Raw genomic sequence first — 25893 nt, forward strand, 5'->3', positions numbered from 1 at the left:
CTTTCAGACAATAAAAAAGGCCCAGTAAAAACTGGGCCTTAGTATTCATTTCAAGCTAGATTAGAACTTAACGTTAATACCAGCGTGGAAACGACGACCTAGTACATCGTATGTGTACGGGTCAGTGTTTGAGTCATTGTTACCTGAGTAGTAAGGTGGCTCTTTATCAAACAAGTTGTTAACACCTGCAGATAACGTCACACGGTCAGATAGTAAGTATGAACCGCTGATGTCATGATAAACAACAGATGGTGTTGTAGGTGCTAAACAGCTTGATGGATCTGCTTGACAAGAGTAGCTATCCATACCAGCAATGTAACGTGCTTTATACGTTGCATCCCAGCTTTCGCCGCGTGCTGATAATGTAAAGTTAGACTTAAGGTCAGCATAACCACCTAGGCCAGAAGTGATAAGACCAGCGTAATCAACAGTGTCATCAAGAACCGTTACAACGTACTCGTCTAGGTATGTTGTATCAAGCGTTGCTCTCCAGTTAAGGCCTGCAGCTTCGAAGCTGTATGTTAAGTTAAGGTCAAAACCAGATGTTTCTTCAGAACCAATGTTTTGTAATTGGTTATTGAATTTAACACGGCCAGTGCTGTCCATGCTGATGTTAGCAGATTGGCAAAGTGTCGTATTTGCGTTGCTAGAAGTAGCTAAACATTGATCAACAATATATTGCTCATTCACAGATGCAATCGCATTCTCGATTTCAATCTTGTAGTAATCAAGTGTCATGCTGAAACCGTCTAGCCACTCTGGGTCATATACGATACCAGCAGTTAGCGTGTCAGCTTCTTCTGGAGTAAGTAGTGAGTTACCACCAACAGTTACTTCAGCTTGCTGTTGAGCACCAGGGAAGTTAATTTGTTCAAATGATGGTGAATTACCTGAGTAAAGCTCATCAACAGTCGGCGCACGGAATGCTGTTGAAACAACGCTACGTAGCATTAATTCATCGTTTGCTTTCCATGTTAAACCTAGTTTCCACGTTTCGTCAGAACCAAATGTGCTGTAGTCAAACGCACGGATAGCAGCGCTTAGTTCAACATTTTGTGCAAATGGTGCATCAGCTAATAGTGGTAATGCAAACTCAACATATGCTTCATTTACGTCAAAGCCACCTGCTGTTGGTTCAACTGGAGGATCATTTGCCAAACCTTGTGCTGTTAGAGAATCTGGTGTGTACCATGCTTTCTCTTGACGACGCTCAATACCTGCAGCGAATGCAGCGTAACCAGCTGGCATTTCAAACATTTCGCCTGAAACAGATGCAGCTAGAATAAATAACTGGCTACCACCGTTGTTTACTTCTGTGTAAACATTCTTACGGAAGTCATCAGATACCCATGCAGATTGGTCTAATGGGTTGAAAGTACCTTCAAGAATTTGGTCTTGGATAGCACCCATGTTGTGAAGGTTGCTTAGCTTATCTACTGAGTCGTTACGACCGAAGTTAGCTGAAACGTCCCAAGAGTAATCACCGATGAAACCTTGTGCACCAACAACAGCACGTACAGTATCAACAGATTGTTCGAAGTAACGAGCACCTGTGTCAGACATACGACGACCGTAAGAAATCTTATCACCATATTGGTAGTTTCTTTCTTGAGTCACGTAGCTGCCATCAGCATTTTTATCTAGGTAGCCGTCACCATCAAGGTCAACACGCTCATCATAGCTTTGGCTAAGAAGTGCGTTACCCATGTTTTCAGTGTATTCGAAATCGAACCATACTGGTTGTGGAGCCATTTGTTGCTCTGACCAACGCTTAGTGTATGTGAATTCAGTGAATAACGACGTATCGTCAGATAATTCGTATGTCGCGATACCAGTAAGGTTTAAACGCTCCATTGGCGTGTAAAGGTAGCTAGCTGGTGAGTAGTTGTATGCATCAGCATTGCCATAGCGGTGATAATCACCACCACGACCTGTTACACCGCTGTCGTTGATAAGAGATACTGGCGTATCTTCACCTTTAGCGTTAACAGTTAGGCCTTTCTCGCCATTACCATTCCAAATGTGACCGCCTTCATTGTATGAAGAACCAGTACAGTATAGGCCATTGCTACCTTCAGCCAGAGGACACTCAGAGAAGTCGCGGTCTGCTTGAGAAGCTTTACCACGGTCAGTGTACTGCATACCGATTACGATATTACCTTTGTCAAAAGATGTACCTACAGTGAAGTCAATTGAGTTTTCTGTAGCATCGCCTTCGCCAGTGATCGCAGTATTTGCGTTCATGTCTAGGCCTTCGAAATCATCTTTAAGGATAATATTTACAACACCTGCTACTGCGTCAGTACCGTATACAGCTGATGCGCCATCTTTAAGTACTTCAACAGAACGGATCATTGAAACTGGGATAGTATTTAAATCAACAGTCGATGCTGCGCCTGTACCAGAAGCGATCATACGACGACCGTTTACAAGTACTAATGTACGACTTGAACCTAAACCACGTAAATCGATACGTGCGTTACCGCCTGAACCATTATTGATACCAGGGTTAGTCATCGCGCCGCCAGTGGCAGTCATTTTTTGTAATACGCTATCGATGCTTGTTGCACCCATAGCTTTGATGTCATCAGCGCCAATAATTGTTACTGGGCTAGCGTTTTCCATATCAGAACGCTTGATGCGTGAACCAGTAACTTGAATCTTTTCGATTGACTCAGCTGCGTCATCAGCAGCTAAAGCTTGCATGCTTGAGAACATTGGGATAGCTGAAACAACAGCTAAACCAAGAATTGATTTTTTCATGTGAAAACCCTACTTGTTGGAAATTTACCTTTAGTTAGGTAGCGCTCGTTATTATTAGAATCACGAGTCAGCGGGAGGCAACTTAGGCGGGTTTAACTGAATGAAAACTGAATGATAGATCAAATAAAATACAACCTAAATTTTCAGTACCCTTTACAGGTAATAAAGTTTCACGATGTGTCAATGTTAATAATAAAAAACACTTGTATTACATGTAGATAAAAAAGGTGAGACACAAAAAAAATACCAATGAAACTAATTGTATTCACTTTGTAATCAAATGTAATTGCTCAGCAAATATTCCTATCTATGAAATTTTTACAAGTTGATCACACATCATTATAAAAACCGTAATAGGTCAATAAATCTGCTAACCATAGTTATTCACAAAAACTAACTAAATAGATAAAGTTAGCTTACTAATGCATTATTAGGGGATGAATATTGTAATAAGTTCCAACTTTTAACGTTTTTTGTTGAAAAAACTGATGAAACTTTTAAGTGCGGCTATAGATAGTGGAAATAAACTTCTAAGCACTTGCTTTTAAAGGAGTTCTTATTAATAACGAGAGTCAAAGTAATAAAATAGACTGTGTGTTTGATCATCCGTACCTATATAAGATACAGTCATTTTCCAAGTCATTACTTTTTCTGAGCATAAACCAACCATGGTATCTGCATGCCAGTAATTGGTGCCCTTTTTAAATTGCAAAGGTATGTAACCCATATACATAGTCACCCCTTCAAGTTTCGCTGAACTGATGCTTGCCCCATCAGGAAGCTTTAAATTAATTGTAAATGGGGTTTCAGGAGTAATGTTGGGTGCTGAAAGCCAAACTTCAGTTTTATTAGCAAATAAGCAATGGTCATTATTTTTACAGGTTGCAGATACACTTGGCTCTTCTATACTTTCCCTATCACAAGCAGTGACTAAAAGGCACAAGGTTAGAAGAAGTGGGATGTTTTTCATTTTTATTTGCCTGTAAAAATAAAACGGATACTAGTCAGCCGCGCTATAAAAAACAACTATGTTAAATTGAATGACTTAAAAAAACACAATGGCTGACAAAAAATAACCAACAAAACGTTAAAATTTGATTGATGTCATAATTTTATGCAATTGACCTATCTTTTTAAGGTCAAAAATTTTATCATTTCCATCGCAAAAATAAGGGTTTCTCGAGTTTGTTTTCTGAAGTTAACGTCTTTGGCTAGCTTTAGGTAACACGCTTGTGAAGTAATAGTAGGGCCCGCTTATTTTACAGTAGGTGGGTAATTCATTTCTAAACGCATTAATTGCAGCGGAAGCCAGAAAATGAGCCAAACAGTAGCATCACAAACTGAGTACAACTATAAGGTTGTACGCCAATTCGCTATTATGACAGTGATTTGGGGCATCGTTGGCATGAGTGTTGGGGTTCTGATTGCTGCCCAATTAGCTTGGCCAGCACTTAACTTTGATACACCATGGTTAACATACTCTCGACTACGTCCGTTACATACGAACGCAGTAATTTTCGCATTTGGTACGAGTGCACTTTTTGCGACGTCTTATTACGTCGTACAACGTACGTGTCAAACGCGACTTTTCTCAGATAAACTAGCAGCCTTTACCTTCTGGGGATGGCAACTTGTTATCGTACTAGCAGCGATTACCTTACCTCTAGGTATCACAAGCTCAAAAGAATACGCAGAACTAGAATGGCCAATCGATATTCTTATCGCGGTTGTTTGGGTTACCTATGCGGTTGTATTCTTTGGTACGTTAATCAAACGCAAAGTGTCGCACATTTATGTTGCGAACTGGTTCTACGCTGGTTTCATTATTACTGTCGCTGTATTACACATTGTAAACAGCATGGCAATTCCAGTTTCACTCACTAAATCTTACTCTATCTACGCAGGTGCTGTAGATGCGATGGTTCAGTGGTGGTACGGTCATAACGCTGTTGGTTTCTTATTAACTGCAGGTTTCCTAGGTATGATGTACTACTTCGTACCAAAACAAGCAGGCCGCCCTGTTTATTCATACCGCCTATCGGTCGTTCACTTCTGGGCACTTATCTCTTTATATATTTGGGCTGGTCCTCACCACCTTCATTACACGGCACTACCTGACTGGACACAAAGCTTAGGTATGGTTATGTCAGTGATCCTATTCGTTCCATCTTGGGGTGGTATGATCAACGGTATCATGACGTTATCAGGTGCTTGGCATAAGCTACGTACTGACCCAGTATTACGTTTCTTAGTTGTTTCTCTCTCTTTCTACGGTATGTCTACGTTTGAAGGCCCGATGATGGCTATCAAGTCAGTTAACGCGCTTTCTCACTACACTGACTGGACTGTAGGTCACGTACACTCAGGTGCACTAGGTTGGGTTGCAATGATTTCTATCGGTGCTATCTATCACCTAATCCCTGCACTATTCTCACAAGGCCGTATGTACAGTGTTAAATTAGTTAACACGCACTTCTGGTTACACACTGTGGGTGTTGTTCTATACATAGTAGCAATGTGGATCTCAGGTGTTATGCAAGGTCTAATGTGGCGTGCAGTAAACTCAGACGGTACGTTAATGTACAGCTTCGTACAGTCTTTAGAAGCTTCATACCCGTTCTATATCATGCGTTTCCTAGGCGGTGTATTCATCGTAACAGGTATGCTAATTATGGCTTACAACGTTTATCGTACTGTTGCTGCGAAAAAAGACTCGCTGCAATTAGACGCTGACGCACAATTGGCATAACGGAGTAGAACGATGAGCAATAATAATTCACAAAACAAACACGAAATAGTCGAAAAAAATGTTGGCCTAATGGCTATCTTGACTGTCTTCGCAATCAGCTTTGGTGCACTTGTTGAAATTACTCCACTAATGTTCCAAGACGATACAACTAAACCTGTTGATGGCCTACGCCCTCTTACAGCTTTAGAAATGGAAGGTCGCGATATTTATGTACGTGAGGGTTGTTACAACTGTCACTCACAAATGATTCGTCCATTCCGTGACGAAGTTGAGCGTTACGGTCACTACTCTGTAGCTGGTGAATCAGTATGGGATCACCCATTCCAATGGGGTTCTAAGCGTACTGGTCCGGACCTAGCTCGTGTTGGTGAACGTTATTCAGACGATTGGCATCATGCTCACTTAATGGACCCACGTGCTGTGGTTCCAGAGTCAAATATGCCAGCGTTTCCTTGGTTAGACGAAAACAGAGTCGATACGACCCATACTCTTAAAAAGCTTCAAATATTCCGTGATAGTTTCGGGATCGACAAAGCGAGTAGCCGTTACGACGGTAAAGGTTATGGAAGCGACGAAGAGCTACAAGCTGACATTGCGAAAATTGAAGCCATGAACAATGGTGAAGGCGCAACTGAAATGCAAGCTCTAATCGCTTACTTGCAACAGCTTGGCACACACTTGAAGTAATTATTATGGATTACGGAACATACAGAGGCATTTTGACTCTGGTAATTTTAGTACTGTTTATTGTGATTGTTGTTTGGGCATACAGCAAGCGTAGCAAAAGTCGTTTTGATGACGCTGCCAATGCCATATTTGAAGATGAAAAAAAACACAACAACACAATCTCTAACGAGGAAAAGGAGTCTGAGAAATGACTAGCTTTTGGAGTATATGGGTTATCGTTTTAACCCTTGCGTGTCTTGCTATCATCTTCGGCCTACTTCTGTGGAACTTAAAAAACTACACAGGTGTTAAAGAAGGTGAGAGCTGTGGTCACGAGTTTGATGGCATTGAAGAGCTAAACAATCCACTACCAAAGTGGTGGACTTACATGTTCTTCGCGACATTTATTTGGTCTGTATACTACCTTGCAGCTTACCCAGGTTTAGGTAACTGGGAAGGTTTAGGTAAGTGGACAAGTTCTAACCAAGGTATCACCTCTTTAGAAGAGTCTAAAAAGGCAACTGAGCAAGCATTAGCTAATGGTGAAAACGTTCAATTAGACCAAGAGTTTATCGCAGCTGATGAGCGTTTCGGCCCTATCTTTGAAGCATTTGCTAAACAAGATATTGAGACTCTGGTTAAAGATGAAAAAGCGCTTGAAATTGGTCAACGTTTATTCTCTCAAAACTGTGCTCAATGTCATGGTTCAGATGCACGTGGTGGTCAAGGCTTCCCTAACCTAACGGATAACGATTGGTTGTATGGCGGCACACCAGATAAAATCAAAGAAACACTTCTTCATGGTCGTGTTGCTGCGATGCCACCTTGGGGTGATGCATTAGGTGAGCAAGGCATTAAAGAAATGACAGCTCACGTACTAAGCCTATCTGGCCGTACTGTTAACCAAAAAGACGCTGAAGCAGGTGCAGCTAAGTTTGCAATGTGTGCTGCGTGTCACGGTGCTGACGGTAAAGGTTCAGTAGCTCATAACTTACCATTTGGTGCACCTAACCTCACAGATAACATCTGGTTATATGGTGGTTCTAAACGTGCCGTTGAAGAAACACTTATCAATGGCCGTGCAGGTGTTATGCCAGCATGGAAAGACATTTTAGGTGAAGATAAAGTACACCTGTTAACAGCGTACGTTTACAGCTTGTCACAAGAAAAATAACCACGCGGTTAATAAAATGTATATTCAATTAATCTTTTAATTCAATAGATTAATTAAGATCAAAAAAGCCTCCATCTGGAGGCTTTTTTTTAGTCTTTTGCTTTTAGATCCGATAAAATGCGTACAACGTTTTTAAAGGTAGTAAGTACTATGAACCCCACTCCTTGGTATAAAAATTTTTGGCCTTGGTTTTTAATCTCTTTTCCACTTGCCGCTATCATTGGTTGTGCTGGTCTTATTTACATGGCTATTGGCAACGGGCCCGACATGGTTGTCGATGACTATTATAAAAAAGGCAAAGCTATCAACCTTGAACTCAGTAAATTTAACAAAGCAAAGGCGCTCTATTTGCATGGTGACTTAAATGTGACCGACGACAAAGTCACGTTTGTTTTCACTAAAGGTGATGCGAGTAATGTACATTCTTTAAAAATGTCATTTTACCACCGCACCATTAAAGCAAACGATTTTGATGTTAGCCTGATGAAAAACGCCCATGGCGATTTCACCGCCCTATTAGATGCGCATGTAAATGGTGCTTACACAGTGTTTATTGAACCTATTGATGGTAGTTGGAAACTAAAAGAAGATATTATTCTACCAACTGAAAAAACAATTTCGATTAGCCCTGAATATAAGTAGTAAACTCTCATGTCTGATAATTGCTTTCATTGTCTTGAAAGTGTGCCAAAAGGCTTTAATGCGACTGTCGAAATAGACGGTAAGGCACAACCTATGTGTTGTATTGGCTGCCAAACGGTTGCTGAGAATATCGTCGCCCAAGGCATGACCGATTACTATAAATTCAGAACGGTGCGCTCTGGCAAGGTAGAACAACTTGTTCCTGAACAGCTTGAATTAATTAAAAGCTATGATAACGAGGATATTCAAGACGAATTTATTTCAGCCGCCAACGACTTATCTGAAGTGCTTCTCACCGTTGAAGGTATAACCTGTGCGGCATGTGCTTGGTTAATTGAAAAACAGTTACTTAATTTAAAAGCAATTAAGCGCGTGGATGTAAATACATCGACTAATCGTGCCATGATCCAGTGGGATAAATCGGTTACCCCACTTAGCCAAATTATCACCTCGTTACACGAAATCGGCTATAAAGCATATCCGTTTCAGGCTGACTTGGAAGCCAGTCAAAAACAACAAGCCGCAAAAGCGTACATCCGCCGTTTAGGTGTGGCGGGCCTAATGACCATGCAGGTTATGATGTTCGCTTTTGCCATGTATTTTGGCATGTTCTCGGGCATGGAAGAAGACTTTGAACAATACTTTCGATGGATAAGCTTAGTACTTGCATCACCCGTTATCCTATACAGTGCCCTACCATTTTTAACCAATGCCATTAATGGGTTAAAAGCCAAACAGTTGAACATGGACTTACCCGTATCTTTAGCTATTTTTGGTGCTTACGGGGCAAGCTGTTATGCCACTTTAATGTCTGTTGGCGAAGTTTATTTTGAATCTATCTGTATGTTTACCTTCTTATTATTATTAGGTAAATATTTAGAATTTAGAGCCCGTTTAAAAGCCAGTGAGTTCACTGCTAATCTACAAAAATTACTGCCTCTTACCGCCCGTATTATCGATAAAAACAATCAAGAATCGATTATTGCCGCTAAAAAGCTAAAACTAGGTGATATTGTTTTGATTAAAGCCGGTGAAACCATCCCTGCCGATGGTGTCGTAATCAAAGGTAAAACAACTGTTGATGAAGCCATGATGACAGGCGAGCATCAACCTGTTAATAAATTTGTAAGCCATCAAGTTTTCGCTGGCACCATTAACCATGATGGTGTAATCAGTATTGAAATTAACAAAATTGGTCAAAACACACTGCTTAATCAAATTATTAGACTGCAACACACAGCACTAACCAAGCGCCCAAGATTAGTTGAAATCACTGATAAAGTGGCACAGTGGTTTGTTGCTTGTTTATTACTGTTTGCCTCAATAACAGCAATTGGTTGGTATCAAATAGACCCTGAACATGCCTTTTGGATTACTATTTCTGTGCTTGTCGCAACCTGCCCTTGTGCGCTAAGTTTAGCGATTCCAACTGCGCTAACTTGTGCGGTTGCCAGTCTCACTAAACGCGGTATCTTAATTAAACAAGCCCATGTGTTAGAAACGCTACCACAATTAACAGATATCGCCTTTGATAAAACAGGCACCTTAACGCAAGGTCGGTTTACCATAGAGCGAGTTGAAATGGTAAACAGTAGTTATAGTGAAGCAGATGTATTACGCTTAGCCGCTCAACTTGAGAGCTTCTCTGAGCACCCGATTGCCAATGCATTCGCTGGTTATAACGACACTGTGAATCAAATCGAAAATGTTACCATCGAGCCTGGTAAAGGCATTACAGCTGAGCTTAATGATCAACATCTTGCGATAGGTAAAAGTGGTTGGTTTGATACTGACAAAGCGGATGCACAAGCAACGTTATATATCAACAAACAAGTTATTGCTCGTTTTTATTTGGCTGACAGCTTACGTGATAACGCAGAAAAATTGATTACTAAACTTCATTCACAGCAGCTCAAATGCCATATGTTAACGGGCGATGCGTCAAACAGTGGTGAGCGACTCGCAAAGCAGCTAAATCTAGATACCGTGCATGCAGCATGTAGCCCTCGTGATAAACAAACTCATGTTGAAGCACTTGCAGGTAAAGGTGCCATTGTTGCTATGGTGGGTGATGGTGTCAATGACAGCCCTGTATTTGCCAGCGCGCATTTATCTATTGCCATGGAAACAGGGGCTGATATTTCCAAAAATAGTGCAGATGTGGTATTACTCAACAGTGACTTAAATGCAATTGAACACTTGCTCACTGTATCGAAAAAAACGCGTCGAATTGTGAAGCAAAACTTGGCGTTGTCACTCATTTATAATGGTTCGATTTTACCACTGGCTGCTCTTGGCCTCGTTGCACCTTGGATGGCTGTAATTGGTATGTCTGCAAGCTCCATTCTGGTTATTACTAACTCATTAAGGTTATTAAAACTATGAGTATTATCTATATGCTAATCCCTATTGCTATATTATTTGTAATTATTGCAATTGGCGTTTTCTTTTGGGCTGTAAAAAGCGAACAATTTTCTGATTTAAATAAGCAAGGCCACAGCATCTTATTTGAAGACGACAAAGAGCAACATAATAAAAGTAATGATTGACCCCCTATTTATCAGCGCCTTTGTTATGGGTTTGCTCGGGAGTGGGCATTGTCTTGCTATGTGCGGTGGTATAGCAAGCAGTTTACAGCTTGCTGCAAAAAAACAACAAGCTGTCAGTTATTCTGTTGCTTACAATCTTGGCAGAGCGCTAAGTTATATGCTTGCTGGCGCACTAGTCGCTGGGATCAGTAGCAAATTTGCCGCACAAAATTCTCAGTTAGCCATTGTATTATCCTTCCTCAGCGGCCTATTCATGCTACTCGTTGGAATTTACATTATGCGTTTAGCTGCCACTTTACAATGGCTTGAGAAACTTGGAAAAACTCTAATATGGCAGCATTTAGTCAAACTTAATCGCCACCTTTTGCCGGTTAACTCCCTACCAAAAGCATTATTATATGGTGCATTATGGGGCTGGCTTCCTTGTGGCTTGGTTTATTCGGCGTTAACATGGGCATTAACAAGCCCATCAGCAGCACATGGCGCCGGTGTTATGCTCTTTTTTGCACTAGGTACCTTCCCTGCAATGGTCAGTGTTGGGCTTGTTAGCCATAAAATAAACACTTTTTTAAACCATGTTTGGACTAGGGTTATTCTAGGAAGTGTAATAATATGGTACGGTATATACTTATTAATTATAGCAACCGATAAACTCGTTCATTAGTATTCGTGTTGTTAACTTATTTGAATGGATTGGATGTATGGACTTTTCTCAAAACAAGTCAAAAAGCTTATGTACGATTAGCTGCAACAATTGCAGTATCAGTCAGCTATGTTTGCCATTTTCACTCAATGGTCAGGAAATGGATCGACTTGATGAAATTATTGAACGTAAAAAGCCACTCCACAAAGGCGATTACCTTTTCGAGTCTGGAGCAAGCCTTAATGCAATCTATGCAGTACGCTCAGGGTCATTCAAATCTTATACACTCTCTGAGCAGGGTGATGAACAAATAACGGGTTTCCACTTAGCGGGCGATCTTGTTGGCTTTGATGCTATAAATAAAATGGCACATCAAAGCTTCTCACAAGCACTTGAAACCTCTATGGTATGTGAAATTCCATTTGATACCCTTGACGAGTTAGCAGGTAAGCTCCCTAAGCTACGTCAGCAAATTATGCGTTTGATGAGTAACGAAATTAACTATGACCAAGAAATGCTGCTACTACTCAATAAAAAATCTGCTGAAGAACGTTTAGCCAGCTTTATTTTTAATCTCGCTGAGCGTTTTGGCGAACGCGGCTTTTCACGCAAAGAGTTTCGTTTAACCATGACACGCGGAGAAATCGGCAACTATCTGGGTTTAACCGTTGAAACGATTAGTCGTCTACTAAGTCGCTTCCAAAAAGCGGGGCTTATCAAGGTTGAAGGTAAGTTTATTACGATTTTAGATCAACAAGCGCTGGCGACAACTGCTGCTATCAAATGTAAATAGAGTTTGATTTAGCGCAACTTTATCTGGCTTGCCCCTTTAACTGTTCTGAATATAGGTTACACTCAACCTATACTTTTTGCGGAACAGTTAAGGAGCAGCACATGGACGCAATTAAACGAATCCTAGCAGTTATAGACCCAACTAAAGAACACCAACATGGCTTAAGCCGTTCAATTGATTTGGCGAAAAAATCTGGCGCCACCATCACCGCATTCCTCAGTATCTATGATTTTTCTTATGAAATGACCACTATGCTTTCCAGTGATGAGCGAGAAGCCATGCGCGAAGCTGTTATCAAAGATAGGCAAGTCTGGTTAGATGAGCAAATTGCACTCTACCCTGAACTTAGCATAGAGTCGTGTGTTGTTTGGCATAATCGCCCTTACGAAGCGATTATTAATACTGTTATTAATGATGGATTTGATCTTGTCGTCAAAGGCACACATCAGCATGACACTCTAAAATCGGTTATTTTCACTCCCACTGATTGGCACCTTATTCGTAAGTGCCCTGCCCCTGTATTACTCGTTAAAGAAAAAGAGTGGCCGGCTCAGGGCAATATTTTAGCTGCCGTTAATGCCGTAACTGAAAATGAACAACATCTAGAGCTAAATAAACGTATCATCAATGACGCCCGCTTTATTTGTGAACTCGCAAATGCGCAGCTTAATCTTGTTAATGCTTACCCAGCAACGCCGGTAAACATTGCGATTGAAATCCCCGAGTTCAACCCAGGCGTTTATAACGAATCAGTAAAAAAACATCATTTCGAATCAACCTTAGCGCTTGCAAAGAGCTTTTCAATTAGTGAAGAACACTGTCATATTGAAGAAGGTTTACCTGAAGATGTTATTCCTGATGTTGCCGCTAAGCTCAACAGCGAATTAGTGGTTATTGGTACGGTAGGACGCACAGGTTTGAGCGCCGCACTGGTTGGTAACACAGCCGAGCATGTAATTGATAGTCTTGATTGCGATGTATTAGCATTGAAACCTGATGGCTACATCAGTCCCCTTGCAAAATAATTAACCGTGCAAAGGGTAACTAACAATTGTTGTTTCTCCGCGCTTCCAATATAATACGCCCCTTTATTTTACCCATGTATTTTTAAGGGGGCGTAGTGTCTCACTCAGTAGAAGCTAAAGCGCAATATAACTTTAATAAGTTACAAAAACGCTTACGTCGATTAACCGGCCAAGCCGTGATGGACTTTAATATGATCGAAGAAGGCGATCGTATCATGGTGTGTTTATCAGGTGGTAAAGACAGCTACACCCTATTGGATACTCTGCAACATTTGCAACGCGTTGCGCCAATTAAGTTTGACTTATTTGCAGTCAATCTTGATCAGAAGCAACCAGGTTTTCCTGAGCATGTGTTACCCGAATACCTAGACAAGCTTGGTATTGAATACAAAATAGTAGAAGAAGACACCTACAGTATTGTCACCGATATTATTCCTGAAGGTAAAACAACCTGCTCGCTTTGCTCGCGCCTTCGTCGTGGTATTTTATATCGCACAGCAAAAGAAATGGGGGCAACCAAAATAGCCTTAGGTCATCATCGTGATGACATGATTGAAACGCTTTTCTTAAACATGTTCTATGGCGGTAAATTAAAGAGCATGCCTGCTAAATTAATGAGTGATAATGGCGAGCACATGGTTATTCGCCCACTTGCTTATTGTAAAGAAACTGATATTGAAAAATATGCAGACCGTATGGCGTTTCCTATCATTCCTTGTAACCTGTGTGGTTCACAAGAAAATTTACAGCGTAAGCACACTAAAGCAATGCTTGCTGAGTGGAATAAACAACACCCAGGCCGCATTGAAAGTATTTTTACAGCAATGCAAAACGTTGTACCGTCACACTTAGCTGACAATGCCTTATTTAACTTTAAAGACCTTCAAACCGGTGGTGACGTAATTGATGGCGGTGATATCGCTCTAGATAAGCCTGATATCCCGAAACAACCTGCGCTTGAACAAGAGCAGGAAAATAACGTAGTAACAATTAATTTAAGCTAACCAGCTCTATTCAATATGCTAAAAAGGAGAGTCATTTGCTCTCCTTTTTAATTTTAGAACACAAATAGTCTAAGTAACTTTCGCTCCTAATTGAGCTGCTTTGTTAAGCCACGCTTTTCTTTTATCACTACTAGAGTTTATAACGGGCCCAAAGTATGTGATGGCTTTATTTTTAATCCCTGAAAAGTCTAAAATACAATGTTTAAAGTTCTTATAGATAACATTGCCTTGAATGTATTTATACCAAAAGACAGGGGTATCTAACGTTACTAGCAACTCGGATGTACGCCCTTTTAATAACTTTTGCGGTATAGATTTACCCTCAACATATTTAAACGAAAACCCTGGTAAAAAAACTCTATCAATCGCCCCTTTAAACTTAGCAGGCATTGTTCCCCACCAAACAGGGCTAACTATCACAATATGTTCGGCCCAAAGGATTTTCTTTTGCAGATCGGCTAAACAAGGCTCTAACTCAATCACTTCATCGTAGCCTTCTGCTAAATTTATTGCGAAATTCAAGTCACCAATATGAACTTGTTTCACATCGTGTTTTTTTATCGCAACAGCGGCATACTGCTCTGCTAAAGATTTACACAAGCTCATTGATTTTGGGTTCGCATTAATTACTAATATTCTTTTCATACACTTACATATCCATTTACAGTAAGGATACAGTGTAAACTCTCACCTAAGGGTGAGAGTCAAGTTCTTGAATACACTTATCAATTGAAATTCGATAATTTTTAATACGCTGTCTTTGGAGTTCAAGCTGCTTTATATTTTCTTCGACTAGAGCTTGCTTTTGAATGAGGTAATAGCTGACTGCCTGCCAATCAAAATCCTCATTTTCTCCCTTTAAAGCAACCATATCTGACAAGGCAACACCTAGAGTTTGAGCCTCTTTTATTAATTTGATTAGATGAATATTCTCTTGGCTATAAACTCGATACTTGCCTCGGCGAGAAACAGTCAGTAGCCCAACTGATTCATAAAGTCTTATCGCTCTTTGTGTTGCCCCTGTCAGTTTTGACGCCTCATTGATATACATTCGAACTTCCTTATTCATCAAATCAATTTATATAACACGCTTTATTGTATTTATGTGAGCGTGTTAGCTATCAACATCTGTCATATTAAATACTTAAAGAGTAATTCAAAATCAATAAAAAAGGACCTGTTAAGATCCTTTTTTTGAAAAGTTACCTATGCTGGCAAATGTGCACTGCCAAATATTATTTCGCAATCCAAGGAGTTGCACTTAATAACGCTCCATTATTACTAAGACGAGTTTCATCCTCCTCCCAGTCGTCAGTAACATTAATAAAACAGCGATTTTCTTTACAGCTAACTCCTGCTGCTGACATTGCATCTGTGCTATCAAACTTCAACACAACGCCTTTTTGTTCAGGTAATAGGAACCACATTAGTTTGCTCACAAAAACCCCTGAAAGGTCGGAGAGTAGTTCATCAAATTCTTGGTCAAGAGCAAATAGATTCGCTTTTGTTAATGCGAACTCATCCAGTTGTGTTGCCTCAATCTGTAACTTAAGCTGACAATCATGTTTAGGATTCATAGGCTGTACCACAATCACAGCTTTGTCAGTATCTAACTGTTTATCGAAAGGCAGTAAAAGCTGCGCTTGATCAGTATAAGTTAGATCAAACTCTTGTTGTTCTGTAATGATTTTTCCTGATTTAATGGTACATACTTCGTTAGTCGCAATATCAGTTAAATAGAAATTCACTTGTGCATATTGAAACTCACCTTTATTAACCACTTTTAAGCGGTCATAAAAACCATCGTAGGCTACAACAAACTCACTCGCCGCGACCTTAAAACTTGAAAAGCTCAAAGCCGCAACAGCACCAATTACTTTCAACCATGAAACCGTTTTATTCATCAAAGTATGCTCTGTTTTGATTAATCATTGTGTTTAATTCTTCTATGTACGCTTCACCACGCTCAGAGTATGACATCAACCCGTGTGTTAGCTTCGTCGCTTCAATAGGTTTTTGCTGACGTCGTAAGTCTTCGCGAATTGAGCGCAAATCTGAATACGCTGCGTGGGTATTAATATTTTTAAAATAAGAACTGACTGCTGCACGCACAGACTTAAATGCAGTAACTTCGTGTGCGGCTTCATTTGCACGGCGTCGAGGAACCATGCCACAGCCCTTTTTGTAGCACCACTGGCCAAAAAAGTTTAAGCCAATTCTTGCAAAGCGAGATGTTCCCCAAGCTGACTCATTTGCAGCCTGCATAAGTGCAAGTTCTTTGGGTATGATATCAACACGCCGTAATGCTTGCGTAAGTGATAAAACATCCAGTGAGCTAGGTAACTTGTAGCTGGCTAAGATTTTTTTAATATCTTGTTTCTGCTTGTTAGATAAAGGCTCATTAAACTCAAGCATCATGCGGGCAATTTCTAACGTTGCACGTTGCTGTAAAATCTTTTTATTTTCAGCTTCAATGTGCGGACGAATAAAATCAAAAAAAGCATGCTTTTTTTCTTTTACATCTGTAAAGCTCGAAAAGTCAGGCAGCTTTACATTATGTAAAGGTTTCTCTTTTTTTTGTACACGTTGTGTTCCTTTTTTTGTGCTGTCTGATTGTTCTACGCCTTCAACAACATGGTCTGTATTTATAAATGGATAAAGTAATGCCCAAGTAAAGAAAGCAGTAAGTAAGCCTCGAAAAAGGTATTTAAACATGTATTCTCTCAAGTAAACAACAACTCTGTGTGGCAACGTCACACACATATAAAAGCGAATTATATCAAAGGGTATTTTTTTTGGCGAATTTCACTAAAAAGGTTATTTAATAGCCTTACATTTTATGTCGAGCTTCAAGTAATTAGCTCGCATTTTTCAAGTGCTTGCGTATACTAAAAGGCATCTGAGCGAGTAATTATAAGGTTATTTTATGTGCCAATATTGGCAAGCCCGTATCATTGATCAACAAAAATATCGCCCAAATGATAACCGTTCTGCGTGGCAAGTAGACAGATCACGTATTATACACGCAGCCGCATTTAGGCGTTTACAAGCAAAAACGCAAATAATGGGCATTGGCCTTAATGATTTTTACCGAACTCGCCTGACACACTCTCTAGAAGTTGCGCAAATTGGCAGTGGCCTACTTAGACATTTAAAAACGCAACACGCTAATTTTAAACATTTTCCCAGTGCAAGTTTACTTGAAACTCTATGTTTAGCTCATGATATAGGCCATCCCCCTTTTGGACATGGTGGGGAAATAGCACTTAACTACATGATGCGTGAAAATGGTGGATTTGAAGGCAATGCGCAAACATTACGGATTGTCTCAAAACTGGAACCATATAGTAATGGTTACGGTATGAACTTAACACGCCGCACTTTACTCGGATTTATCAAATACCCAGCGTTTATTGATGATTTATGGCATACCATTCCGCCTTTAAGTGGAAAAAGAAGCTTTATAAAAGCGGATCATTGGCGCCCTGCTAAAGGCTTATACAAAGATGATCAAGATGTATTTAGCTGGATAATCGCTCCGCTTTCAGGCGATGATAAAAAGCTTTTGTCTAGTCATTACCAAGCCGATGAATTTAGAGCTAGAACACATTATAAATCACTCGACGCTGCAATCATGGAGTTGGCTGATGACATTGCCTATGCCGTGCATGATCTCGAAGATGCCATAGCAACAGAAGTGCTTACCCTGTCAGATTGGCTCAACCACGCTCAACAACAATTAGACGCTCTTAATTCACCTTGGTTAAATGGGCATTTAAACTCGATAACCAAACGGCTATTTTCAGAATATGAGTACGAGCGAAAAGACGCCATTGGAGAGTTGGTTAACACCTTTATTATTAATGCTCAGTTGGTGGTTCAAAACGCTGATTTTGAGTCTGAAATATTGCAGTACACGGTCAGCTTACCTGATGAATTCGCAGCCATTCTTAATGTTTTAAAGCATTTTGTGTTTAAGCGTTTAATTCGTGAACCCAAAATGCAGCAAGTTGAATTTAAAGGACAAAATTTATTGATTGAGCTATTCAGTGCGTTTGCCAGTGATCCTATGCGTCTACTGCCCGAAACAACCCAAGAAATGTGGTTGAGTGCCCATGACAAACAAGAAAACTCAATGCGCATTATTTGCGATTATTTATCGGGAATGAGTGACGAGTACGCATATAAAACCTATCAGCGATTATTTCTTCCTGTTAGTTAATCATTGTGTGTGTTTAGAAGTTGGTCTAACCTTGAGTAATTAGAACTGAATGACAAATTTTTCACGCATTAAATGAACATGGATTGCAATAAAGCTTCAACGATACTTAGTGCCGTATTAGCTCACTCCCCAATGAGCTACGGCGCTGACACTCTTCCCGATCCATTACATAAAGAGCGCGACGTTAGTATTAAAGCTGCCTGAAAACAACAACGCCGAGCAATTGCTCGGCGTTGTATTTAGCCTCGTTATCTTTTTACTAAAGACTCTTTACGCCCATATTATAAAGTGTGAAACCATAAATATCAGCGTACATATCAATAACCTTACTAGTAGGAGTACCCGCTCCATGCCCTGCATTTGTCTCTATACGAATCAGGTACGGGTTTTGTTTTGCACCTTTTTCTTGTAACTCAGCAGCAAACTTAAATGAATGCGCAGGCACAACACGGTCATCATGATCCCCTGTTGTCACTAAAGTCGCAGGATAACTTACACCCGCTTTAACATTGTGAACAGGCGAGTAGCCTTTTAAGTAATCAAACATTTCCTTACTTTGCTCACTCGTGCCATAGTCGTAGGCCCAACCAGCACCGGCTGTAAAGGTGTGGTAACGCAGCATATCTAATACGCCCACGGCAGGAAGCGCAACTTTAAATAGCTCAGGACGCTGAGTCATAACCGCACCGACTAATAAGCCACCGTTAGAACCACCACGTACCGCTAAGTAATCAGGTGAGCTGTATTGCTTTTCGTTTAAGTACTCTGCAGCAGCAATAAAGTCATCAAATACATTTTGCTTCTTAAGTTGTGTACCATTCACATGCCACGCTTTACCGTATTCACCACCACCACGAATATTCGCTACCGCATACACACCACCGTGCTCAAGCCATGCCGCAACCGTAGGACTGTAGCTTGGTGTTAGGCTTACGTTAAAGCCACCATAACCATATAAAATAGTTGGGTTTTTACCGTTAAGCTCGGTGCCTTTTTTGTATGAGATAATCATCGGCACTTTAGTGCCATCTTTTGATGTATAGAATACTTGTTCAGAAATATAGTCTTCGCTATTAAATTTAGCGCCCGACTTGCGATACACATCAGACTTGCCTGATTCAACATCAAACGAATAGGTATTACCTGGCGTGGTGTAATTTGTGAATGAGTAATACAATGTTTGTGCATCGTGCTTACCGCTAAAGCCGTATGCAGTGCCCACACCTGGTAAGCTGATATCGCGCACCAGTTTACCTGATTTATCGTATTGTTTTACTTGCGAAATCGCATCAACCATATACTTAGCAAAGAAGTAGTCACCGCCTTTTGAAATACTAAGCACATTGTCAGTTTCTGGGATTAAATCTTGCCAATTTTCAGGGCGTGGATCAGCGGCATCAACAGTCACTACACGCATATTTGGTGCGTTTAAGTTAGTCACTAAATAGAGTTTCGAGCCGTCATTATCAATAATAGAAGTATCTGATTCTGTGTTATCCAAAATCGTCACTAATTCGCTATCAGACTTAGTTAAATCTTTTATAAACAGTTTATTACCTGATGTTGAAGTACTTGCAGCGATAATTAAATAACGATTATCACGGGTTACCTCTGCGCCAATATAACGGTGCTTTTGTGCTTCAGTTCCACCATAAATTAATTGGTCATCAGCTTGTGCTGTACCTAATTTGTGATAATAAACTTTATGTTGATCTGTTTTGGCAGACAGCTCACTTCCTTTTGGCTTATCGTAGCTCGAATAATAGAAACCTTCGTTACCAAGCCAAGCAATACCACTAAATTTCACATCGACTAACGCTTCTTCAATTGGCTGTTTTGTCGCTGTATCAATAATGATAATTTTACGCCAGTCACTGCCGCCTTCAGAGATTTGATAAGCTGCTAACGTACCGTCTTCTGTGAAGGTTAAGCCCGACATTGAGGTTGTGCCGTCGCTACTAAAAGTATTTGGGTCTAAGAACACCTCAGCTTCTGAGTCGCCTTTTTTGCGATACACCACATATTGATTTTGCAGACCATCGTTTTTATAAAAGTAGGTATACTCACCCTCTTCAAATGGTGCTGTGACTTTTTCATAGTTCATCAGCTTTTCAAGCGTGGTTTTAAGCTCATCACGATAAGGAATATTTTTTAAATAAGAAAACGTGACGTCATTTTCAGCTTTGACCCATTGTGCTGTTTCGTCGCTCATATCGTCTTCTAACCAACGATACGGATCGGCCACTTTTTCACCGAAGTACTCATCGACAACAGTGCCTTTTTTAGTTTCTGGATAATTCACAGCAGCTTTTACCTCTGCAGTTTTTACAGTTTGTTCTGTATTTTTTGGGGTTGATTCACCACACCCCGCCAGTGCAACAACAATCGCACATGCAAGCGTTTTCTTGATCATAATAGGTTTACTTGTTAGTCATTATTAACAAAATGAAAATAAAGTTAATACCCATTAATGTCTAGTAATTTGCGCCTAAACACGGGTAGAGCTGTAAACCAATGTAAAAACAAAAAAGCCACGCAATTTACGTGGCTTTCCATATTTACTGCGCAATTATACTTTTGTTAACCAGCCGTGTTTATCCGCTGATTTACCCCATTGAATATCATTCAATGCTTGGCGTAATTTTGCGACTTTTTCGCCAGGTTCGCCCGAACCCACTTTAAACTCTTGGTCATTATGAATAAGCGTGCCAACCGACGTCAATACCGCAGCGGTACCCGATAATGCAGCTTCAGTGCCTGGTTTAGCGGCTCTTTCAAGCAACTCAGACACAGTAAAATTACGCTCAGATACTGTCATACCTAAATCTTTAGCAATCGTTAAAATACTATTACGCGTTACACCGTGTAAGAATGTGCTATCAAGTGCTTTTGTGATGATTTCATCCCCATCAATTAGAATGAAGTTTGCAGCACCGGTTTCTTGTACATCGCCACCTGGGCAGAATAAAATTTGGTCTGCTTGGTGCTCAGAGCGAGCCTGTAAGATTGGACCTAATGCACTTGCGTAGTTACCACCACTTTTCACCATACCCATATGTGGCGCACAGCGCATGCCATCTTCTTCAAGTAATACACGGAGTGCCGTTGCGCCACCAGCAAAGTAGTCACCCACTGGCGAAAGTAATACATAAAGCAAGGAACTCATTGACGGCGCAGCCGCTTTACCAATTGCGGCTTCTGTCCCAATGTGCGTAGGGCGAATATACATAGACCCCGGAGGGGTCGGCGTTTCGTCTGCATACTCTTTTACAATGTCTTTAATCATTTGCTCAAGCATGCTTTCGTCAAAGTCAGGTAAGTTTAGTAACTTAGAGCTTTGTTTCATACGCGCGATGTTAGCATCCATACGAAAGATATAGACCGTGCCATCTTCATGACGAAATGCTTTTAATCCTTCAAAACAGGTGCTTGAGTAATGTAATACGTGAGCACCCGCATGTAATTCGATTTTATCAGATGGGACCAGCGCGCTTTCACTCCATGAGTTATCAGCAAAACGTGCTTGGATCATTTGTGGCATAAATACAGTACCAAATGCGGCCATTGTTGTTCTCTCTTGTTTGGACTACTTTTACCTCATTGTAAGCTAATCCATCCCCGTTTAACCATAGCAAACTAGTGCCTTTTATCGATTAAAGTGTTAAAAATTCGACCGTTTGGTACAAAAAATGCGCAATCTAAGCTGCGCATTGTTTACTAAGAATCATTCACTAACTTATGACTATAAATTATCGATAATTCATTTTTGCTGTGAGGCGATTAAAAAAGCTTGGAAAAAAACGCTTAATGGTCGGTGCTAAACCACTTATTCCCTCGCCAATCACAACCTCATCTTTCTCGGCTTCAATGGCTTTGATCATTTTTGCAGCGGCTTTTGCGACATCCATGCCATTCTCGATTGATTGCTCTGGCTTATTTTGCGGTTTACCTTGGCCATCTAACGAATTATGTGCAATAGCTGTTTTGATTGAACCTGGGCAAATTGTCAGGCAATTCACATTTTTGTCGGCTAGTTCTGCTCTTAAGCAATCCATAAAACCCACAACCGCATATTTAGAGCCCGAATAACCTGTTCTGAACTTTGAACCGACTTTACCTGCCACACTGCTAATTGAGACCACCATACCCATACCTTGCTTCACCATCTGTGGTACTACGGCCTTGGTTAAAGCAATTAAACCAAAGTAATTCACTTCCATCAGTTGGCGATAAACCGTAAATTCGTTTTCTAAAAATAAGCTACGCTGCGACACCCCACCGTTATTGATAAGTACATCAATTCGGCCCAGTCGTTCAATCACCGCTGGCATATCTTCAAGTAGGGCTTCGGGCTTTGCCAAATCAAGGGCGACCACATGATGATTGCCGCCGAGCCTTGCATTAAGAGCGTTGAGTTTTTCCTCATTACGGGCAGACAGTATTAGCGTTGCCCCCTTTGCCGCCAGTTGCTCACAAAGTGCCTCACCAATTCCAGAAGATGCCCCTGTGACCCAAACTTTTTTACCATTTAATTGCATGTGTGTTCCTTATTATTGTTGTTATGCTTTGTTAGGCCCTGCATGTTGTTCGATATGATCAGCAATATCTTTATAAAAACCAAGCATAATCAAGAACTCTGCTAATACAAATAAAGGCCCTATTACCAAACCAATTAAATCGTCAACAAAAGCTGGCTTTTTACCTTCAAAATAATGACCAATAAACTGAAATACCCAACCAACAACGAAACTACCAATACTCACAGCTAGCCATAATTCGGTCGAAAGCGATACCACAGGCTTAGCGGCAATACTTAACACACTTAAGCATACAGCCATAATTAACCCCATAGATAAGCTGAGCATTAAATAATAAAGACAAGTGAGCGCAATCACCACAGTTGCCAAGGGGATAACAACAGGCTCTGAGATAAGCGTGACACGTTGCAATAAACAAATAATCGCAAACACAATTAATGGGATACCAATAAAGTGAGTATAAATGTTGCGTTTAGAGCGGTGATAGAGGGCGTAATTTGTTAATTGTTGTTTTAATGTTTTCATTATTTTTCCTGCCAAAACTGTGTTCAAAGTTCAGATTAGCAGAAAATTTACTACCAAGAATGTCAACTAGCCGACATTTGACGAACCGGCATTAACTTACACATCAAACCAGTGCATCGATAACCCTGCCCTTTTCAGCGTCTGGTTGCATGTCCATGCGGTCGCGTCCTTTTTGATACTCCTCTTCTAGCATAGATTGTAACTCTTCCATTTTTTCTTGCAGGGCTTTCATATCCGCGCCTTGTTGTTGCATTTGTTCAGCAAGCTTTTCTATTTGCGCTTTAATTTCATCAATTTTCTCTTTGTCCACGCCTAAACGCTGATAAACAAGCGCTTCCTTTGCTGTGTCTAAAAATGAGCTTGGCTCTGTATGTTTTCTTAACAACTGTTGTGCATCTGAAGAAGATTGAGCCATGGGTTTTGCTTGTGATGGAGTAAGCGACGTCTCACTATTTTTAGTGCCAGAATAATGATAAGGGTTGTACTGATTATGAAATGTAATTGCCACACGCTGTCTTCCGTTTAAGCTTGATTGCTGCTTTGTAGCAATTTTAGTTCCAAATCAGCACTGTGATTGCAATTTATCTATATTAATTATTTCAATCGATTGATATTTAAGATTAATAATTGAGTCAGTTTGCAGGGTTTGTAATATTTGATTAATAGTTTGCCGTGTTAAATAGGTCATATCGGCAAGTTGTTGCTGGGTAAGCGGCAAAGGGTTTTGGCTTGACGACTGATAAAGCATGCATAACCGCTTACTCACCTTTTGCTTTGCTGTAAGGAGTGCGTGATCTTCTAATGAGTCAAACAGGTTTCGCACTTTATTGGTAAGCAGCAGCCCAAAATCATGCCAATAGGCAGGATGCTCTTGTAATAGCTGAGTTAATGCCCGCTCAGGTACGTGTAAAAGCCGTACCGCAGTTTGTGCATACACATCGTGGGTGCGTTTACCCCCATCAAACAAAGCAACTTCACCAAACCACATCGCACTGGTTACAAAACTGAGCACCGCTTCTTTGCCTTGACTATTAACCCCAGAAACTCTAAGCACGCCATCAATAACACAATACAGACCGGTATTTTCATCGCCACGCAAAAACAATGCATCACCTGCATTTAAGGTGATTAATTTAGCATTTTTAAGTAGGCTATCTTTAAAGTTCTGTGTGCGCTGCCCAAACCAATTATCTTGATTTATTAGCGCCTGTTCCTGTTCATTCAAAGCTTTATACTTTACATTGGTTTAATAAATTAATAATAAAAGGATACGGGATGTTAAACAAATTACTTTCGACCAGCCTACTACTCAGTGCGATTTCGACCCCTGCATTAGCTAGTGATATTAATACTGAGCTTAAATCTGCAAATAAAAGCGTCAGTGAAAAAGTCATTAAATGGCGCCGTCATTTACACCAATATCCAGAGCTGAGTAACCGTGAGTTTGAAACAGCCAAATACGTAGCGAAGCATTTACGTTCTTTAGGCCTTGAAGTGCAAACAGGTGTGGCTCATACCGGTGTGGTTGCCAAACTTAAAGGGGGCAAAAAAGGTCCGCTTATTGCGCTGCGCGCTGATATGGATGCACTACCTGTTAAAGAGCAAGTAGACTTACCCTTCGCGTCAACTCAAACAACAGAGTACAAAGGCAATACCGTTGGCGTAATGCATGCCTGTGGTCATGATAACCATGTGGCTATTTTAATGGCGGCCGCTGAGTCTTTAGTCAAAATAAAAGAAGAGCTCGCGGGAGATATTCTGTTTATCTTCCAACCAGCTGAAGAAGGTGCACCAGATGGTGAAGAAGGCGGTGCGGAGCTTATGCTTAAAGAGGGCTTATTTAAAGAAAAGCCAGAAGCCGTATTTGGTTTACACGTAACCAGCTCGCTAAATACCGGACAAATTGGTTTTCGTGAAGGACCGTTGATGGCCAGCGCCGACAAATTTACAATCACAGTAAAAGGTCGTCAAACCCACGGTTCACGCCCTTGGAATGGGGTTGATCCAATTGTGGCGTCATCACAAATTATTATGGCAACACAAACCATTGCTTCGCGCCAAGTTGATGTAACCAAAGCGCCTTCGGTAGTTTCATTTGGTGCTATTAATGGCGGTGTACGTAACAACATCATCCCAGATCAAGTTGAAATGGTGGGCACTATTCGTACCTTTGACCAAGAAATGCGCGCTGACATTAAAAAACGTTTAGCTAAAACCGCCGAGATGGTGGCTGAATCAGGTGGCGCACAAGCGCATGTTCACATTGACCATGGTTACCCAGTAACCGTGAACGATATTGAATTAACTAAGAAAATGGCGCCAACACTTGCTGGTGTGGTTGGCAAAGAGAACCTGATCACAACGCCACTTATCACAGGTGCCGAAGACTTTAGTTACTACGCTTTAGAAACACCAGGCATGTTCTTTTTCTTAGGTGTCACACCAAAAGGTCAAGATGCAGTTACAGCGCCTAGTAACCATTCACCACACTTTTTTGCAGACGAGAAAGCATTACAGCTTGGTGTAAATGCGATGACCCAATTAGTGGTTGATTACCTTAAATAATCAATAATTCCACACTGGCGGGTAAGGTCATTACC

At 40.7% G+C, this 25893-nt stretch carries 24 protein-coding genes and 1 pseudogene; 13 read left to right on the plus strand and 12 right to left on the minus strand.

The features are described from left to right. Nucleotides 1–60 precede the first annotated feature (60 nt). The gene (locus tag L3Q70_RS09450; RefSeq protein ID WP_237114169.1) at nt 61–2763 is read right to left on the minus strand and encodes a TonB-dependent receptor; all 2703 of its coding nucleotides are present in this window, start codon (nt 2761–2763) and stop codon (nt 61–63) included. 559 nt (nt 2764–3322) lie between these two features. Further along, nucleotides 3323–3733 (minus strand): hypothetical protein, encoded by a 411-nt coding sequence (locus tag L3Q70_RS09455; RefSeq protein WP_237114170.1) that lies wholly within the window; start codon nt 3731–3733, stop codon nt 3323–3325. 345 nt (nt 3734–4078) lie between these two features. Between L3Q70_RS09455 and ccoN the strand changes: the two genes are divergently transcribed. The 11 genes from ccoN (at nt 4079) to ttcA (ending at nt 14008) form a co-directional block, all read left to right on the plus strand. Further along, a complete protein-coding gene (gene ccoN / locus L3Q70_RS09460) occupies nt 4079–5512 on the plus strand; it encodes a cytochrome-c oxidase, cbb3-type subunit I (RefSeq protein WP_062569267.1) in 1434 nt (477 codons plus the stop codon). A gap of 12 nt (nt 5513–5524) precedes the next feature. Next, nucleotides 5525–6199 (plus strand): cytochrome-c oxidase, cbb3-type subunit II, encoded by a 675-nt coding sequence (ccoO, locus tag L3Q70_RS09465; protein WP_062569268.1) that lies wholly within the window; start codon nt 5525–5527, stop codon nt 6197–6199. A 5-nt stretch (nt 6200–6204) separates the two neighbouring features. After that, nucleotides 6205–6390 (plus strand): cbb3-type cytochrome c oxidase subunit 3, encoded by a 186-nt coding sequence (locus L3Q70_RS09470; protein ID WP_062569269.1) that lies wholly within the window; start codon nt 6205–6207, stop codon nt 6388–6390. Beyond that, nucleotides 6387–7352: a cytochrome-c oxidase, cbb3-type subunit III gene (ccoP, locus tag L3Q70_RS09475; RefSeq protein WP_062569270.1), complete on the plus strand. Its 966-nt coding sequence runs from the start codon at nt 6387–6389 to the stop codon at nt 7350–7352. Before L3Q70_RS09470 ends, ccoP begins: the two co-directional genes overlap by 4 nt. A 150-nt stretch (nt 7353–7502) precedes the next feature. After that, a complete protein-coding gene (locus L3Q70_RS09480; protein WP_062569271.1) occupies nt 7503–7994 on the plus strand; it encodes a FixH family protein in 492 nt (163 codons plus the stop codon). Nucleotides 7995–8003: 9 nt separating this feature from the next. Beyond that, on the plus strand, nt 8004–10379 hold the full coding sequence (locus tag L3Q70_RS09485) for a heavy metal translocating P-type ATPase (protein ID WP_237114171.1): 2376 nt from the start codon (nt 8004–8006) through the stop codon (nt 10377–10379). Continuing rightward, the gene (gene ccoS / locus L3Q70_RS09490; RefSeq protein WP_036967866.1) at nt 10376–10543 is read left to right on the plus strand and encodes a cbb3-type cytochrome oxidase assembly protein CcoS; all 168 of its coding nucleotides are present in this window, start codon (nt 10376–10378) and stop codon (nt 10541–10543) included. The genes L3Q70_RS09485 and ccoS overlap by 4 nt, the downstream gene beginning before the upstream one ends. Then, nucleotides 10536–11207, plus strand: coding sequence for a sulfite exporter TauE/SafE family protein (locus tag L3Q70_RS09495; protein ID WP_062569273.1), 672 nt, complete (start codon nt 10536–10538; stop codon nt 11205–11207). The genes ccoS and L3Q70_RS09495 overlap by 8 nt, the downstream gene beginning before the upstream one ends. A 37-nt stretch (nt 11208–11244) precedes the next feature. After that, on the plus strand, nt 11245–11979 hold the full coding sequence (locus L3Q70_RS09500) for an FNR family transcription factor (RefSeq protein ID WP_062569274.1): 735 nt from the start codon (nt 11245–11247) through the stop codon (nt 11977–11979). 101 nt (nt 11980–12080) lie between these two features. After that, nucleotides 12081–13004: a universal stress protein UspE gene (uspE, locus tag L3Q70_RS09505; protein ID WP_062569275.1), complete on the plus strand. Its 924-nt coding sequence runs from the start codon at nt 12081–12083 to the stop codon at nt 13002–13004. Between the two features lie 95 nt (nt 13005–13099). Further along, complete coding sequence (ttcA, locus tag L3Q70_RS09510) at nt 13100–14008, plus strand: tRNA 2-thiocytidine(32) synthetase TtcA (protein ID WP_062569276.1); 909 nt, start codon at nt 13100–13102, stop codon at nt 14006–14008. Nucleotides 14009–14077: 69 nt separating this feature from the next. Here the strand turns inward: ttcA and L3Q70_RS09515 are convergent, their stop codons facing one another. The 4 genes from L3Q70_RS09515 to L3Q70_RS09530 form a co-directional block, all read right to left on the minus strand. Further along, on the minus strand, nt 14078–14653 hold the full coding sequence (locus L3Q70_RS09515) for an NAD(P)H-dependent oxidoreductase (RefSeq protein WP_193987416.1): 576 nt from the start codon (nt 14651–14653) through the stop codon (nt 14078–14080). A gap of 46 nt (nt 14654–14699) precedes the next feature. Beyond that, complete coding sequence (locus L3Q70_RS09520; RefSeq protein WP_237114172.1) at nt 14700–15059, minus strand: MerR family transcriptional regulator; 360 nt, start codon at nt 15057–15059, stop codon at nt 14700–14702. Nucleotides 15060–15243: 184 nt separating this feature from the next. Then, nucleotides 15244–15912, minus strand: a complete 669-nt coding sequence (locus L3Q70_RS09525; protein WP_193987417.1) for a DUF2987 domain-containing protein — start codon at nt 15910–15912, stop codon at nt 15244–15246. Next, nucleotides 15905–16723 carry a glucosaminidase domain-containing protein gene (locus tag L3Q70_RS09530; protein WP_062569280.1) on the minus strand — a complete coding sequence of 273 codons (819 nt, stop codon included), beginning with the start codon at nt 16721–16723 and terminating at the stop codon, nt 15905–15907. Before L3Q70_RS09530 ends, L3Q70_RS09525 begins: the two co-directional genes overlap by 8 nt. Nucleotides 16724–16934: 211 nt before the next feature. Here L3Q70_RS09530 and L3Q70_RS09535 point away from each other — a divergent pair, with 211 nt between their 5' ends. After that, complete coding sequence (locus L3Q70_RS09535; RefSeq protein WP_193987418.1) at nt 16935–18230, plus strand: anti-phage deoxyguanosine triphosphatase; 1296 nt, start codon at nt 16935–16937, stop codon at nt 18228–18230. 259 nt (nt 18231–18489) lie between these two features. On the opposite strand, the gene L3Q70_RS09540 is transcribed toward L3Q70_RS09535, so the two are convergent. The 6 genes and pseudogenes from L3Q70_RS09540 to L3Q70_RS09565 all read right to left on the minus strand — a co-directional run bounded on the left by L3Q70_RS09540 (nt 18490) and on the right by L3Q70_RS09565 (nt 24518). Continuing rightward, nucleotides 18490–20643, minus strand: coding sequence for a prolyl oligopeptidase family serine peptidase (locus L3Q70_RS09540; protein ID WP_193987419.1), 2154 nt, complete (start codon nt 20641–20643; stop codon nt 18490–18492). A 156-nt stretch (nt 20644–20799) separates the two neighbouring features. After that, nucleotides 20800–21801: pseudogene (locus L3Q70_RS09545) on the minus strand (branched-chain amino acid aminotransferase); the annotation flags it as partial. A gap of 178 nt (nt 21802–21979) precedes the next feature. After that, nucleotides 21980–22768, minus strand: coding sequence for an SDR family oxidoreductase (locus tag L3Q70_RS09550; protein ID WP_193987420.1), 789 nt, complete (start codon nt 22766–22768; stop codon nt 21980–21982). 21 nt (nt 22769–22789) lie between these two features. Further along, nucleotides 22790–23293 carry an Mpo1-like protein gene (locus L3Q70_RS09555; protein WP_062569285.1) on the minus strand — a complete coding sequence of 168 codons (504 nt, stop codon included), beginning with the start codon at nt 23291–23293 and terminating at the stop codon, nt 22790–22792. 103 nt (nt 23294–23396) lie between these two features. After that, nucleotides 23397–23801, minus strand: a complete 405-nt coding sequence (locus tag L3Q70_RS09560; RefSeq protein ID WP_062569286.1) for a hypothetical protein — start codon at nt 23799–23801, stop codon at nt 23397–23399. Nucleotides 23802–23855: 54 nt separating this feature from the next. Beyond that, a complete protein-coding gene (locus L3Q70_RS09565; protein WP_193987421.1) occupies nt 23856–24518 on the minus strand; it encodes a Crp/Fnr family transcriptional regulator in 663 nt (220 codons plus the stop codon). A gap of 50 nt (nt 24519–24568) precedes the next feature. Between L3Q70_RS09565 and L3Q70_RS09570 the strand changes: the two genes are divergently transcribed. Beyond that, complete coding sequence (locus tag L3Q70_RS09570) at nt 24569–25858, plus strand: amidohydrolase (protein ID WP_062569288.1); 1290 nt, start codon at nt 24569–24571, stop codon at nt 25856–25858. The last annotated feature ends 35 nt before the right edge of the window (nt 25859–25893 follow it).

It is taken from the genome of Pseudoalteromonas sp. CF6-2, from assembly GCF_021729425.1.
Lineage (GTDB): Bacteria > Pseudomonadota > Gammaproteobacteria > Enterobacterales > Alteromonadaceae > Pseudoalteromonas > Pseudoalteromonas arabiensis.